Source organism: Paenibacillus sp. FSL R7-0313 (assembly GCF_037969885.1).
In the GTDB taxonomy this organism is placed as follows: Bacteria; Bacillota; Bacilli; order Paenibacillales; family Paenibacillaceae; genus Paenibacillus.
Genome location: NZ_CP150219.1, coordinates 5,573,544 through 5,588,778 on the forward strand (window position 1 = coordinate 5,573,544; position 15,235 = coordinate 5,588,778).

General features: G+C 49.9%; 11 protein-coding genes. 1 reads left to right on the forward strand and 10 read right to left on the reverse strand.

Features of this window, described 5'->3' with window-relative positions; translation table 11 throughout:
- The first annotated feature begins 69 nt into the window (after positions 1-69).
- Positions 70-462: a DUF202 domain-containing protein gene (locus tag NSQ38_RS24145; protein ID WP_339784491.1), complete on the forward strand. Its 393-nt coding sequence runs from the start codon at positions 70-72 to the stop codon at positions 460-462.
- Between the two features lie 177 nt (positions 463-639).
- On the opposite strand, the gene NSQ38_RS24150 is transcribed toward NSQ38_RS24145, so the two are convergent.
- From NSQ38_RS24150 to essC, 10 genes are all read right to left on the reverse strand, one after another.
- Entirely contained in the window at positions 640-1,242 is a 603-nt protein-coding gene (locus NSQ38_RS24150) for a general stress protein (protein WP_339784493.1), read from the reverse strand.
- Between the two features lie 521 nt (positions 1,243-1,763).
- Positions 1,764-4,283 (reverse strand): ATP-dependent helicase HrpB, encoded by a 2,520-nt coding sequence (gene hrpB / locus NSQ38_RS24155; RefSeq protein ID WP_339784495.1) that lies wholly within the window; start codon positions 4,281-4,283, stop codon positions 1,764-1,766.
- 153 nt (positions 4,284-4,436) lie between these two features.
- Complete coding sequence (locus NSQ38_RS24160) at positions 4,437-5,243, reverse strand: SDR family NAD(P)-dependent oxidoreductase (RefSeq protein ID WP_017689067.1); 807 nt, start codon at positions 5,241-5,243, stop codon at positions 4,437-4,439.
- Positions 5,244-5,466: 223 nt separating this feature from the next.
- On the reverse strand, positions 5,467-6,309 hold the full coding sequence (locus NSQ38_RS24165; protein ID WP_338593902.1) for a protein phosphatase 2C domain-containing protein: 843 nt from the start codon (positions 6,307-6,309) through the stop codon (positions 5,467-5,469).
- A 10-nt stretch (positions 6,310-6,319) separates the two neighbouring features.
- Positions 6,320-7,072 (reverse strand): vWA domain-containing protein, encoded by a 753-nt coding sequence (locus NSQ38_RS24170; RefSeq protein ID WP_076330724.1) that lies wholly within the window; start codon positions 7,070-7,072, stop codon positions 6,320-6,322.
- Positions 7,073-7,111: 39 nt separating this feature from the next.
- On the reverse strand, positions 7,112-9,187 hold the full coding sequence (locus NSQ38_RS24175; protein WP_339784497.1) for a hypothetical protein: 2,076 nt from the start codon (positions 9,185-9,187) through the stop codon (positions 7,112-7,114).
- A gap of 158 nt (positions 9,188-9,345) precedes the next feature.
- Positions 9,346-9,621, reverse strand: a complete 276-nt coding sequence (locus NSQ38_RS24180) for a WXG100 family type VII secretion target (protein ID WP_017689071.1) — start codon at positions 9,619-9,621, stop codon at positions 9,346-9,348.
- 186 nt (positions 9,622-9,807) lie between these two features.
- Positions 9,808-10,356, reverse strand: coding sequence for a WXG100 family type VII secretion target (locus NSQ38_RS24185; RefSeq protein WP_017689072.1), 549 nt, complete (start codon positions 10,354-10,356; stop codon positions 9,808-9,810).
- A gap of 6 nt (positions 10,357-10,362) precedes the next feature.
- Positions 10,363-11,193, reverse strand: coding sequence for a hypothetical protein (locus tag NSQ38_RS24190; protein WP_074094615.1), 831 nt, complete (start codon positions 11,191-11,193; stop codon positions 10,363-10,365).
- A gap of 16 nt (positions 11,194-11,209) precedes the next feature.
- The gene (gene essC / locus NSQ38_RS24195; RefSeq protein ID WP_339784499.1) at positions 11,210-15,214 is read right to left on the reverse strand and encodes a type VII secretion protein EssC; all 4,005 of its coding nucleotides are present in this window, start codon (positions 15,212-15,214) and stop codon (positions 11,210-11,212) included.
- Positions 15,215-15,235: the final 21 nt, after the last annotated feature.

The following is a 15,235-nucleotide window of genomic DNA, read 5'->3' on the forward strand; positions in this document are numbered from 1 at the left end:
TTCAGCCATCCTTTCTTGGTTTTGCGATAAAAACAAAGTACAATGAAGCCGTAGATTTAATGAACGGAGTTGATAAACATTTCTTTAACAGACAAAGACGTAACCACTACCGATTCCAAGTATGTCCAGCAACATCTGGCTAACGAGCGAACTTTTCTGGCCTGGGTACGCACCGGTATTGCCATGGCGGGCATCGGCTTTCTTGCTGCCGGATTTGGTTTCAATTCGTCGGCGTATGATCGGCTTGCACATATTGCGGCGATTATTACGGGTATAACTTCTCTGATTGGCGGCATATCCATCATTGTGTATTCGGCAGCAGCGTATCATCGGAAGCGTACACAAATCAATGAACAGAAGTTTCAGGCATCGACCGGATTAATCCGGTTTCTTACCATGATGCTACTGGTGATTGGACTCGCTTTGGCTGTTCTGTTATATGTATTGTTATTCCCTGCTTGACTGGGTAAAAACACCATCCGATATTATTGACACCCACCCATATGCAACACAGGGACAAAAGCCGGCTTCCCTTAAGGAAACCGGCTAATGACCATCTGGTGGATCATATATGTCATTCCATTTTGCAGATAATAAGTCATTGGGTTTTATTTCATATCGATTAAATTCACGGCAAGATTACAGGAATGTATTGTTACCGAATCGCGCTGCCTTGTTTTGGGCTTCCAATCTGCGTTCTTCCATATCCAGATCCGGACGTTCAGCAGGTACATCTGCACCATGAACTTGCGCTCTGTCCCGATTAAGTTGGCTGTTGCTGCTAAACACATCGTACACATCGGTGTCCCGATCTGTGGAGTCTACGAGCAGCAGAATTTTGCCATTCTGTACATACTCCTCATACTGTTTAGCATCCTCTTCCGGAATACCGAGACCGACCAGACCACCCACCAATCCGCCAGCTCCCGCACCTACAGCTGCACCGGTAAATGCTGCTGCAATGGGGCCTGCGGCCAGAATGGGTCCTATGCCGGGTATGGCCAGTGCACCGATACCTGCAAGCAGACCAGCCACGCCACCAAGTACACCACCTGTTGCTGCACCCGCAGCCACGCCTTCAGGGGCTTTGGTACCTGTCTCTTCCCGAATGGCCTTCAGTTCATCTCGATCTTGTGTAACAACGGAGATTTCATCTGAAGTGAATCCTTGTGCTTTCAAACCCTCGATAGCCTGCGATGCTTCACGTTCTGTATTAAACACACCTACGATTTTCTTCTGCATAGTGAATCCCTCCTCATATTATTGAGTGGTTCGCTATGTTATTACCCGCCTAAGTTTCTTTTAAACGTTTGCAAGTCAATATACTATGTGTTGATAGTAAAAAATTGCTGATGTTCATTGCTTTTAATCCTCATCAGGTTGTGCATTCAAACTCAGGCATGTGATACGTTGTCAGGCATACTCTTACGTGGAAGGACATCGGCGTCCAGAACATCTTGAAGTACAGGGTGGCTGATCCTGGCGGATTGTCCCAGACGATTTTCTAAGGAACCGAGGACGTCTTATTTAGCCTTCGGGTCTTCATTTAAGTTTGTAAGGAACATGAGACACGTTATTTACCAAAATTACCTGACAAACCCGTTGTAAACAGCTGGTTATTCAGATATAAGGTGTTTCAGATTCCTTAGATTGCTGCGGCGCTTCACATCGCTGAATAAGACGTCACAAGTTCGTTAGCGCTCCCGCTTCACGTTGTGCTCCAGACACGTGTCGTTGATATCTGAAAAAACGAAATAATTCATCTATTTCCCCCGTGGCTTGGCCCGATTTGTGGCGACCGCTTCAAGTGGATTATCCGGCCAGTAATGCTTCGGATAACGACCTTTCAGATCTTTTTTGACGTCAAAGTACGTCTCTCGCCAGAAATTGGCCAAGTCTCGTGTAACCTGTACAGGTCGCTGAGCTGGCGATAACAAGTGGATGGTCAACGGGACTCGCCCACCCGCTATACGCGGTGTCTCCTGTTGTCCAAACATCTCCTGTAATCTCACCGCTAAAGCAGGGGCCTCTGGACGGCTGTAGTCCACCGGAATACGTGAACCACTGGGCACCTGTATATGCGTCGGAGCCTCATCGTCCAGTTGTTGTCGTTGCGTCCAGCTCAATCCACCCAGTAATACATCCTGCATCGACAATCTCTTCAGGTCGGCTGCCGATCGCATGCCTGTCAGATAAGGGGTAAGATGTTCTTCCAGCTCTTCGGTCAGATCATCTTCGATCAGGTCGGGCCAATCAGGTAGATGGAGATGCAGGAACCGCAGCCTGTCCGCAAGTTGTCTGGATGTTTTTGTCCAGGGCAGACAATCCAGCCCTTCCATTCGTATTCCGGTTAACAGTGCTTCCAGCACCTGATCTTCAGGTGGCTGTGCAATACTGCTCTCTTTAATCACAAGGGCTCCAATATGAAGTCTCTTATGTGCGCGCACGCTGCGGGTATTGGAATCCCATGCCACTTGCACTTCATTGTGCAGCAAGTGCTGACCTGCCTGCAACAATGTCTGCTCCTGCAACGGCGCAGCCAGCAGGATGCGCGCATCTGCGCCCTGGTCGTCTGCCTCGGCTGCGACCAGATACGCTGAACGGCTCATCGATTCTGTCGCTGCGAGCCGTACGCCGCGGCCGCTGCTCAGCAGATAGCGGCCGTCCTCCCGGCGTTGCCCGATCCGGTCCGGATAGGCGAAGGACAGCAGCAATCCGCAGCTGTCCTCATCCGGCCGCACCGGATCGGCCGCCGGGCCGAGCGCCGAGCGCAGCTGGCGGCTCTCCTGGAGCATGCGCCGCACGGCCGCGCCGTCTGCGACAGCTGCTGCCGCTTGCGGCATGCCGCTGCTGTCAGCGGTCAGCAGCGCTTCTACGCGCGGGCGGAGGTCCGTGCCCGCGCCTGCACTGGCACTGCTGCGGAGGCCCGCAGGCTCCTGCAGCAGTGCCGCCAGCATGCTGGCGTAGCTGGCCAGCCCAAGCTCCGCCGCGCGGAGCAGCATGCTGGCCAGTCGCGGATGCACGCCAAGCGTGTTCATCCGCCGCCCGAAGGGCGTGATGCGGCCTGCGTCGTCCAGGCCGCCCAGCTGGCGCAGCAGCGCCTGTGCCTGGCCGTAGGCGGCGTCAGGCGGAGTGTCCAGCCATTGCAGCTCTGCTGGGGACTGGACACCCCAGACGGCAAGCTCCAGCGCAAGCGGCGCAAGATCCGCGGAGGTGATCTCCGGGCGAGCTGCCTCAGGCAGCCCCCCATGAACCTCTTCGCTCCATAGCCGGTAAGACACCCCTGGGGCAATTCGCCCTGCACGACCCCGCCGTTGATCGGCTGACGCCTTGGACACCGGCAGGGTAACAAGCCGGCTCATGCCCGTGCGCGGCGAGAATGCCGATGCTCGGCTCAGCCCCGCATCCACCACAATCTTAACTCCAGCGAGTGTGAGACTGGATTCCGCAATGGAGGTCGACAACACAACTTTGCGTGAGCCCTCAGCCGCCGGGCGTATGGCCTCATCCTGTTGTTCCACCGGCATACTGCCATACAGGGAATGAACTTTCACATGCGCAGGAAGAGAACTGTTTAATAACTCTCGCTCTGTACGGTGTATCTCTCTTGCGCCAGGAAGGAAAACAAGCACGTCTCCCTCCTGTTCGGCTAATGCCCTCGTCACCGTCTGAGCCGTGAATTGTTCCAGCGGCATGGCTGCTGGTCTCGGCACATATCGTGTTTCCACCGGAAACGTGCGACCCGGACAATGAATTGATTTTGTACCTTCGCCAAGCAACCCACAAACGGGAACAGGATCAAGGGTCGCCGACATCACCAGCAATTTCAGATCTGGACGTAACATCGCTCGCGATTCCAATGCCAGAGCCAGACCCAAATCCCCGTGTAGGTGACGCTCATGGAATTCATCAAATATAATCATCGCCGTATCCTCAAGCCCCTGGTCCTGCTGCAACATCCGGGTCAATACCCCTTCCGTCACAACTTCAATGCGCGTCGCCTGACTCACCCGGGTATCCATGCGTACACGGTATCCTACGGTCTGCCCCGCTTTTTCCCCAAGCGTAGCCGCCAGTCTCGATGCAGCCGAACGCGCAGCCAGCCTTCGGGGTTCCAGCATTATGATTTTCCGTCCCGCAACCCACGGCTCCTCCAGCAAAGCCAGCGGTACAACAGTTGTTTTTCCCGCCCCCGGCTCTGCAATTAACACACCTGTATCTTGATCCCGAAATAACTGTCTTAACTCCGGAATAATCTCTTGTATCGGTAACTCTATATGCATATTATCGCTCCTAATGAATGTACCCTACTGCTCTTCAGTATCTTTAATCGAATGTTAGCATTATAACAAAAAAAGCCGTTCCAGAGGAACGACTATCGCAGACACACCCTAAGACACGCCTAAGCAAAAATGAAATTTATCCGGAGTGCTCACTTAGCTGAGCAATGATTCGGCACCATCAATAACGATCTCTGCTCCGGTAATATGTCTGGATTCGGAAGATGCGAGGAAACTTACCAGATCGGCAACATGTTCCGGCTGACCCGGCCCGTCCGCAAGTGGCTGCTGTCCTTCCGGGAACTCCATCGGAATAATGATCTGTTGCAGATCATCCGTTTTGACCGTACTTTGATCGATATTTGTCGCAATCGCTCCTGGGCAGATCACGTTTACACGTATCTTGAACTTCGCCAGCTCCAGCGCAGCCATCTTCGCAAAAGCAACCTGCCCTGCCTTGGACGTGCTGTACGCCGACATGCCAAAGCTTGAGAAGCGTTGATTGCCATTAATCGAACTCGTGATGATGATACTGCCTCCACCCCGTTTTTTCACGTGAGGCAATGCATACTTAATGGTGAAAAATGTTCCATTCAGGTTGGTTGTAATAATCTGCTGCCAATCTTCAACCTGAATCTCCTCAATGGGTGCCGATACACCGTTAATGCCCGCATTGGCAAAAACAATATCCAAACCGCCGAATAACTCAACCGTTTCCAGCACAGCCTTTTCCACACGTGCCGGGTCGGAAATGTCTACATCAAATGCTCTTGCCGCACCAGGGTGCAGCGCATTAATCTCTGCTTCCGTTTCCGAGATTCGATCATTCACCAGATCAAACAATGCAACATGTGCACCCTCTTTAGCCAGCTTAACCGCAGTGGCCTTCCCGATACCGGAGCCTGCTCCGGTAATAATCGCAACCTTGCCTTGGAAACGTGACTTGCCGTTATGTTGTGTCATTATCCATTCCACTCCTTTGATTTAGCAATTATGTAAGAATGTACGTTCAAGCTCATCATTGGTACTGAAAACCGACCTTTTTGAACACGCACTTAAAATCAATTCTTCACAAGATTACCCAAAAAGAGTGTCTTTTAAATCAACACCAGCAAGTTTTTTCACCGTTGATCAACACCAACGTCACAGCAATATCAGGATCGGTCCACAACTTTGTAACTGGCACTCACCATTCCAGCTCAATGAAAGCGGCATCATCTTCAAGACCGCCGGTATGTGTGGCATCCAGCAGTACCTGAATGTGTTCATCCGGGACATAGGCTTGAATGGCATCCAGATCATTTAATCCATCCGTATATAACTGAAGACGTAATGAATCTCCTGCGGATCCTTTCATCTCGTAGATGTGCGGCTTACCACCAACAGGTCCTTCAAGTGTAGACCAACGCTCATTTGTCTTGCAGTGAGTCTGAAATAATTCAGACTGTTCCTGGCCATTACGCCACAGACGAATGCGGGAATCTCCTTGCCACGCAAGCCACACCCGACTTTTGCGACCACCTCCCGTAAGCTCAATCCGTCCACATACATACATGGCTTGACTGCCTCGACTTCGCTTTTCCATCAACACTTCACGTAGAAGCAAAGGGGAACTTTCCAGTGGCTGTAATTTCTCCAGTTGCTCGGATGCCGGAAGGGTCAGGTCATGAAGAAGACGCTCCACGGCATCCTCCGTCGGATTCTGCGTCGTTTCCAACCAATCCAGCAAAGCATTCCCCAGAAAACGCGCTGCAAAATCGCCCAGGTAACTCATGCCTACGCCATCACACAATACAAAATTGCAGACATTTCCTTTCATACGTACCGCAGCAAAGTCCTGTCCGGTATCTCCCTGATGTACCGTCTCAGCCGCTCTGCCATAACCATATCTGCACTTAATTGTGCCCTGATAGCGGGTTAGTGGCTGTTCTCCCGTCTGTACACTCACATAGCGAAAGTTGCCATGCCGTTGCTCGGCATGGCCCCCCTTATCTCCAGCAGACAATGTTGCCAAACGCATCGCTCTCATGATTCCCCTCCTATCTCACAGGCGTAGCAGCGGACATCTGGAACCCGATTGATACCAATTCTGCACATGTACCTGGCAGCATCATGAGTGCACCGGGTGCAAGCAAATAATCAGCTTCAACAAGCATTTCCCGATAACTTTCGGGCAGGACGGATGACATATTCCGCAGCTTCTCTCCATGCTCATCCTGTAGATTTGTTTCCGAAGAGATTCCCTTCCATCTTCTAGGTTCAGCAATTGGCCCTTCCAGCAGATGATCCGATATAAAAATATTCTCCACCAGCACATTGCCATCAGGTACACTCATGCCCATGATTCTTTTCGCAATGGGCTCGGGATCTTCACCTGTGGCTACCCCATCGGTCATATGGCACACAAGTGGTGCAGGACAATCCTGCATATTCGGAATTTCGGCCTGCAGAATCTTTTCAGCCTGCAAGAAAGCCTTCGCAGAATCCGAAAACCGTTTCGGTGTCAAGTCAGGCAGAGAACCAACTGCAGCGATCTCGTCAATTCCTTTGATACCGTTTAACAAGTCATATACATCATCGCTGTATGCCAATATGGCTATACGATAGCGAGGTGTCAGACGATTACCCTTGGTAGAGCGAAATACCATTTGGCGGATCGCAAGAGATAAGGCATCATAGACAACGTCAATCCGTCGACGATTTTCCAGAACCATATTCATGGAGGCGCTAATATCAATTAAATATATGATAAGTGCAGGTGTACGCTGTGATGCTTGAATCGTGTAGTTCATCTAGGGTGAGTCACCTCCGTCATTCATTCACGTGTTATTTTATAAGTTGGGCAACGTATAACTGGTGTTGCTCAGGAATTTGTTAATGGCACTCATTCGAGCTGCCACTTTACCGACCCCTTTGAAATAAGCAGCATCGGTATTATATAGATTTTTGAAATCACGGGCATACGCTTCCGCATTTTCAATCTTTCTGCCTTTTTGTGCGTTATACGTTTTATTGTAATGAGCAATCAGCGTGACTACATTCTGGGCTCGTTTTTTCTTGAGCGCGGCTTTCTGAGCAATCTCCTGTTGACGTTTAACTTCAGCAGCCGCTTTACGCTCCGCTTCCTGTCTTGCAAGCTTGGCATCATTCTCTTTTTTCCAGACCAGATAAGCTTCATATTTTGCCTGTTTATCGTACTTCTCTTGCTGCGCTCTCTTGGCGGCTTCTTTTTTCTGCTGTTCCTGCTTCACCAGATAGGCCTCATATTTCGCCTGTTTGTCGTACTTGGCCTGTAGCGCCTTGCGTTCTTCTTCTTTTTTCTTTGCTTCCGCTTCCTTCTGCTTGGCTTCAGCGAGCTTTTTCTTTTCCTCTGCATCCAGTTTCGCAGCCTCAGCGGCCTTTTGCTTCTCCTGCTCTTCCTGCTGTTTGAGCGCAGCTGCCTTTGCAGCTTCAGCCTCTTCCGCAGCTTTGATATCTGCCAGTCGTGTGGCTTCCTGCTGTTCTTTCTGCTTCACCTCTGCCTGATCGGCGAGTATTTTGACCGTTGGCACGCCACCTGCCAGCAATACAATAAGCACAGCGGAGGAAATCATGAACTTTTTGGATCTGTAGAATGGCACATGTACAGGCTTGTCTGTGTCTTCTTTTGGATTAAGCTTGGCATCCAGTTCCTTAATTGCAGCCTCAACTTCCATCTGCATCGCGCTGTTATGAGGAATAAAATGATAAAGCGAGCGGTACACTTCCAGTGCTGCAGCCGGTTTATCTTCATCCTCCAGGGCTCTTGCTTGCAGGAACAGACGGTTCACAACCGCTTCCTGATCGGGAGAGTGCGGCGTTTGAGGAATGTTCCCGTCCTGCGTATTCACCGATTCATTTACTGGTTCTGAGCTCTTTTTCAGATTCACATCAGCTTCGGACGGATTGGCAGCTTCTTCTTCCGACGTCACAGCAGCAGCCGCATTGGCCTGATCCACGTCTACCGCAGCCAATGCAACATACCACTCGCCAAACGTCGGACAGCTGCTCAGATCGTGACTTTCCCAAGCTCGAATGAACAGATCGGACAGTTTGGAACCCCAACGTTTCTCGAGGGACTCCCGCATCGCATAATACCGTTCACTTACCGTTTGCATTTCATGCTGGTCAAAATAACTTTCGCCCCATGCTTTCTCTACAATCACGGGGTCTGACCAACTTAACATTTCAGCAATGATAACAGCTCCGGCAAATCGGTCAGCATATGAACTCCACAAACCGCTGTGCACTGTTCGATGGGCTGCATAACCGGGCGACCCGGCAAGCAGGGCATCCGGACGATCCATCTTGGAACCGTACATCTGCTCGACATCCACAAGTTCTACCGCAGACGTCTTCCCCAGGTTCTCCACTTCGGAAAAAAACGGAATCATTACATTGGGAGCGGACATATCACAATGAGCCAGTCCACGTTGTTCCATAGCCGAACCCGTTCCAGCAAGCGCTCTGGCCAGCTTCAGGCTTTCCTCAGCCGTCAACTGTCTCTGATCACTAATCACATCGAACCAGGTCTGACCTTGCACCCATGGCATCAACACCGCATATAACAGATCGGGATGTTTTCCAATGAGCGCTCCGTTTCTTTCCGGAGTGAGCACATCACGCTTGCATACCTGCAAACCTGGCAGTTCACTATAGGACTCCATATGCTCAGACTGATATACCATAGCCGGAATACGGAATTTAGGAAAAAAGACTTTTAGTGCTTTGGCCCCATGAAGGGAACCATTTCGGGGTAACAACTGATAAACAATCCCCTGCCTTCCGGCTTGGGCATAAGCCAGACCCGGCGCAGCCGGATGTTGCCCAATCGTATAGGCAATGTCGTTAATCACCACTTCATCCCCGGGATTTGGTTGAAAAGACATGCTTATCCCTCTCTCTGTCCTAGTGTCATAGTTGCAGCAAAAACCGGGTGTTGTGACAACGCCCGGTTTTTGCTGTAGTTGTACATCTTCAGCTTGCTATCCACCTATAATTCAGGGCGAATTCAGACTTCACATCGGCCTGATCTATGTAAAGCAGATTAACGAGCTTGGTCAGCTGTACGGAATTTGTTAGCAATAGCTGTAAGTTCAGCGCTGATGCTGTTCAGCGTTTGAACGAATGATTGCATTTGTTTGCTAGCTTCTTGGAACTCCTGGAAGAAGCGTTGCTTTGTCATACCTTCCCATTGTCCTTCCATGCTTGTGATGGATTGAGTCAATGTAGATACGATTTGCTGACTTTGCTCACCGCTTTGTTTAAATTGGTTGGAAACCTGATCAAGCTGCTCTGGGGTAACTAAAATACGTCCTGCCATTGGTAAATTCCTCCTTGGTTTGTGCAATTAAATTTTTACTTGTTCAAATTGTACTATACCAGGATCGATCGGACAAAAGCCGAAGGACCTAATCCTATTTACCCCATTTTCAGCACTTGAAACTTCTCCTAACAGCCTATTTACAAAAAAAGATTCACTTTCTGCTGTTACTTTTATTCACCCTGTTCAGGAAACCACAGGCTCGGTCCCTCTTCTTCCCCGAAAGGAAGGATCTGTGAATCTCCAAGCTACAGGCTCAGGCTGCATAGCCTGGACTAATGTAGCCGGGGAGCCATCAGGCGGAGCGGCATCCTGTACACGATATACGGCCGCCATTGCGGAAAGGGGATCGGATACTACAGCTACAGTTGCAGAATGTGCAGGCATGATTTCTCCTGTACGATTGTTCTGAAGAACATTCAGCATATTGACCGCATTACCATAGGCTGTGTTCACATGACTCAGCACGGAACGATACTCCATGTCTGCCTGCTGGAATAACAACGCTTTGCGTCCCAGCTGTACGCTTAAGTCCATTAATCGACGCAGCGCATCCTCGCCCAGTCGTTTACTGTGATTCCATTCATTCATCACCGCTGCGCGGGATTCAACCTCCCACTCCAGCGAATGAATCGCCTGATCCAACACTGTCATCTTTTGCTGTATTTGCTCCGCTGCATACTGAATCTGCTTGCTCAGTGCCCGAAGCACATCCGGTTCCACACGAATGCGCATTTACCATCACCTTTCCTCTTCCCCTGCAGGCTGTTTAAGCCAGTCCAGCAGCATCTCGTGAAACTGTTCTCTAGTCGTCAGTGCTGCAACTAGCCAATCATCTGAAGCCGCAGTGCTCATCCGGAACAACCAGTTGGATACCGCACTTGCAGCAAACGCTGCGGACTGCGACTTCCACCCATCTTCATTCCATACGAGCAACCTAAGCTCCCCGTCTGACTCCTTACCCACCAGACAGCGTGCCAGTGCAAGTGAGCCCTCAGGATCACTTGTCTCCTGTTCAAGTTCCTCTGCTACGGTCTGTACCCCGCTGTTTTCGAGCTCATTCATGACATCATAAAATTTTTTCTTGGAGCACATTAGGGCCGGTTTCTCCGCAGGAGAATGGCCGCTCCATTTCATCCGCTCTATCAGAACATCAATGGCTTCACGAACACTTCCCAGATCGCTGAGCCGGAACGAGTCCGGTACGTCGTCAACACGGGAAACTTCAACGACCCGCTCATCCGTGCAATGGATATAACTCTCATACGACTTGCTGTTGATCGTGTAGCGAATCCAACAAGCTCTGTCGGACAATCCGGCAATGGCTACCCTCGAGAAAACGGTCGGTGTCATGATCAGCTCATCGGTATCCTGATCCCGAATCAGATATCCTTTGTCAAGCAGGGAGGTTTTGACACGCTCCCACTCCATCGCGATATCCTCCGCCATATAGCCGCGAAACGGATCTTCCACACCAAGCAGTCGGTCTGAACCGAGAATACCAGCCAGGAAAAAAAGTTCCTTTGTTTGCAACGTGACTACCTTTTGCTTAGAATCATGAACCGTCAACATTATGAGCCACCTCCCCTCAAACTACAACATGCCATCGGTCACGAATTTCAGAAATCCAATCGGTCATTTTCCAGCTGTCATCACATGGAACTGCACCTTTAACCCTGGAATATTTACGTTTTACATAATAACCTTGACCCGGAGGCAGTACCTTCAGCCCACCTGAACTACCTCCAGATTCGGAATAAGGTATACGGAAGAACGAGAGATCGTTAGGGTCTAAAGTCCCGAACAGCATTCCGCTCTGGGAAGCCTTCACATCCGTTACCCAGTCAGAACCAAAGGTTGGAAAGTCTGCCGGAACTCCGGATAGAATCACGTGTACACCGCGATCCCTTCCTTGACGAACAATCGCTCCCAATTGATCTTTTACATTAAAATCGTTTAGCTGCTTGGACAAGGTGTCCGCATCGTCGATGACGAGCACAAGTTCCGGTCCACCGGAAATCTCGCCTCTTTTCAGAACTTCATCGTACAACTGTTGAATGACAGGTGCAAGCTGTTCTTCTCGCGATACATGTCCACGGACATGGGGCAAACTGCTGATTTCCCCCAGCCCACCTGAGCCATAACGCATATCTACTGTGTATATTTGTACAGCTTCCGGAGAAGCATGATAAGCCAGTGATAACATCCATGTCAACAAAAATGTTGTTTTACCGCCTTCCATCGGACTCGTTACCATGAAATGCGGACCTTCACGCAGATTAAGCTGGAATGGTTCCAGATCATCCGTAAGTAGTCCCACTGGAACAGTTACAGACGATGTATCCCAAGCCTGACCATATGACCCTGTCCGAATGAGCAGATCCTTGAGTTTGATCTCTTCCGGAAGTGGAGCAATCTGCGGCGCTTCTTCCCCTGTCCAGCCTTGGCGAATCTCAGCAATCGTACGGCGCAGTGCCGATGAACGCTTGCCCTCATCTGCCCCGGAAGAAGGTAATGCCGCCTGGAACATTAATGGAGGCACTTGGCCTTTGACCAGACCTCTTCCTGGCGGAAGTTGGCTTGGCGCCTTGGAAGGTCTTCCCACGGCATAATAATAATCGCTTGGATCGGATAACTCAAATGAAACCGCATTGGGAATATTGCTTCTGAATTTTTCAAATACATCGGTTACCCGATTGGCGGTGAGCACAAAGGTGATACCCAAACTTCCGCCTTCACGCAGGATCGTCTCCAGAAGTTCATTTTCTTCCGGATAGGCATTGCGGAATGAAAGATAACCATCAATAACGACCACAACCTGCGGTACAGCCGCGTGAGCTGTCCGGCGGTACGCCGAAATCGTTTTAACACCCGCCTCCGAGATGATATCTTTGCGTTGTGCTGACAGCTTGAGAATATAGCGGAATAACCGCTTGATCCGGTCTTCCTCTTCAGCCATCATCACGCCACCGATCTGAGGTAGTGCTGCAAAGTCCTTCATCATACGGCCCATATCGATAATGTAACCATGCCAAGGCTCAGTTCTGTGGGAACGGGCCAGAGACATAAGCAAGGTCTGAACAAATGTTGTTTTGCCCAGTCCTGGCATACCGTACACGACCAGATGGCCTTGATCTACAGGCAATGCAAGCGGTTGTTGGCGCTGATTCGGGAGATCATCCAGCAAACCTACCAGTGGTTTCAGACCACTCGCCCCGCCATCAAGCAGCAGATCCCGATTCTCTTCTTCCTGCCATTCCTGAAGACCTTCCCATTCCAGTGTCTCTGGTAAAGGTGGCAACCATGGTCCTGGCAAACGACGGATACCCGCATCCGCTGCAGACTTCGCAACATAATCAATAAATACCTGGAGCTGTTTCGGAACATCTTCACCTTTGAGAACGGCTCTGCGCTCTCCGGTTAACAGAGGCTCCCGCTTACCGTTCAGGCGCACCTCCATAACAGGTAATACCGTTGTTGAATCCTCCTGCTGGTTATAAGGTGCACCACTCCAGGCAAATTGCATTTCTTCAAACACTTCATCACTACCAACCTGGAAATATCCGCGACCAGGCTTTGTAATCCAGGCAGCATTTGGAATCTTGATCATGTCCCTGCTATCTCCCTCACTTTGTACGCGAAGGCAGATCCGGAAGCGCGAATTACTCCATATTTTATCGTCTACAACACCAGCTGGCTTTTGGGTTGCCAGAATTAGATGAACCCCAAGTGTCCGGCCAATGGCCGCTATACTGATCAATTCATCCATGAACTCCGGCTGGTCCCGCTTCAATTGAGCAAACTCGTCAATGATAATAACCAGATGTGGCAGTGGCTGTTCATGTCTGGAACGCAGAATCTTGTAATATTCATCAATATGCTGGAGGTTTCCCGCATCATTTAATATTTTTTGCCTTCTGACCAGTTCGGCCCGAAGTGAGATATTTGCCCGCTCGATCAGATTTCCATCCAGATTGGTGATCGTCCCCACCACATGAGGCAGATCAACAAATGTATTGGACATCCCGCCACCTTTATAGTCAATCAGCATGAAAGCCAGATCATGTGGATGGAATTCAGCAGCGAGTGAAGCTACGATGGACTGGATGACTTCACTTTTACCTGAACCGGTTGTACCTGCAATCAGACCATGGGGACCATGACCCTGACGTTCAATTTTGTCATGCAGGTTTATCGCAATTTTTTTGCCGCCAGCGCGTACACCCATTGGTACAGGCAGCGTATCAGGATATCTCGTCTGTCCCCACCTGGACACCACATCCAAATCTTCCACGCGTGATGTGCTCAGCATATCGAATAATGGAAGCACTTGTGGGATATCTGAAGCAGATGACCGCTTTAACCGGATCGGTGACATATAACGGGAAAGTGCCTCTGCCATCTCCTTCGAGATCACATCAGGCTTGTACGTTTGTTGAATAACATCTGCATCTTCCGTTTTTTTGATATACACCCCTTTGCCCTTGGAGGCATCCATAATCAACTGACAATGCATCGGCAGAGACTCCTTGCGATTAGCCAGTATGATAGTGCATACATCAATTTCCTGAGCCGATTCCAGCAGCAAGGGGAGTAACGGTTCTTCTTCAATCAATTGCGTATCGGAGAGAATTACAACGTAACATGGCGTTTGTACGCTTTTCTTGTAACGGTCTTCCTTATTGTTACGACGCCGGTTCAACACGGAAAACAAGCTGTCCGCTAATTGATGCGCACCGCTGTGCCTGTCGGCCATATAGCGTTGTCCTTGGTCTTCATCCCAGATATGGGGCATCCAGCGAAGCCAATCCCATTCCTTGCTGTCCTTTTCTTCATAGAAAGCAGCAAGCTTCAATTCATCCGGGGAATGGCGTACCGTCAGCTGTGAGATGATGACTCGCAGGGAAGCAAGCACTTCCTCCCGATCACCGACAAGTCCCATAACCTTCGATTGGAACAAAGGCAATGTAATGGAAGCATCCGGTACCGTCTGGAATTCAGCCGCAAGTTCATGGGCCGCTTCAATCAGCTCGTCCTTCTCGTATCCATCAATCCGCGGTACCTGAAGTTTGATGCGGAATGGAATCTCTCCCGTACCAATGCGAACCTGAAGGAAATCATCATCCTCTGGTGAACGTTCCCACAAGGAACTGTTCCGGTTCTTCACCACTTGAAGACACACACCCGGATCACCATGAATTTCGTACAGGCTCTTCACTTGCTCCGCCTGAGCTTCTTTCAGTTCTTCCCGGTGTTTGTCCAGTTGGGCAAGATACATTGTTTTTCGTTCTTCCAATTTTTTGCGATATGATTTCTTGTTGCTCAGATACACGAAGAATGGAATGGTGTAAGAAGTAAGCATCATCATGACCGTCATCATCTGAAACATCATATAATTGCTGTTGCCCATTTTGCCGGTCATATTGATATATACGTAGAAACCAATGCTGACCATGGTCATCATGATCGGCACAATAATGGATATCATGGAAAACGTGGGTTTGCTCGGTTCTGTTGGAGGCCTGAGTATTTCGAGTCTCTCTTCCTTGAGAACCGGTGTCATTCTTGGAGAACGCTGATATAACACATTCACGAAGAGAAGACCTCCTTTAGT

Bases quoted from the DNA above. Each gene is read 5' to 3' on its own strand.
- hrpB (WP_339784495.1), bottom strand. From the start codon at position 4,283: ATGCATATAGAGTTACCGATACAAGAGATTATTCCGGAGTTAAGACAG.
- NSQ38_RS24185 (WP_017689072.1), bottom strand. From the start codon at position 10,356: ATGCGCATTCGTGTGGAACCGGATGTGCTTCGGGCACTGAGCAAGCAG.
- NSQ38_RS24160 (WP_017689067.1), bottom strand. From the start codon at position 5,243: ATGACACAACATAACGGCAAGTCACGTTTCCAAGGCAAGGTTGCGATT.
- NSQ38_RS24150 (WP_339784493.1), bottom strand. From the start codon at position 1,242: ATGCAGAAGAAAATCGTAGGTGTGTTTAATACAGAACGTGAAGCATCG.
- NSQ38_RS24175 (WP_339784497.1), bottom strand. From the start codon at position 9,187: ATGTCTTTTCAACCAAATCCCGGGGATGAAGTGGTGATTAACGACATT.
- NSQ38_RS24190 (WP_074094615.1), bottom strand. From the start codon at position 11,193: ATGTTGACGGTTCATGATTCTAAGCAAAAGGTAGTCACGTTGCAAACA.
- NSQ38_RS24170 (WP_076330724.1), bottom strand. From the start codon at position 7,072: ATGAACTACACGATTCAAGCATCACAGCGTACACCTGCACTTATCATA.
- NSQ38_RS24180 (WP_017689071.1), bottom strand. From the start codon at position 9,621: ATGGCAGGACGTATTTTAGTTACCCCAGAGCAGCTTGATCAGGTTTCC.
- NSQ38_RS24165 (WP_338593902.1), bottom strand. From the start codon at position 6,309: ATGAGAGCGATGCGTTTGGCAACATTGTCTGCTGGAGATAAGGGGGGC.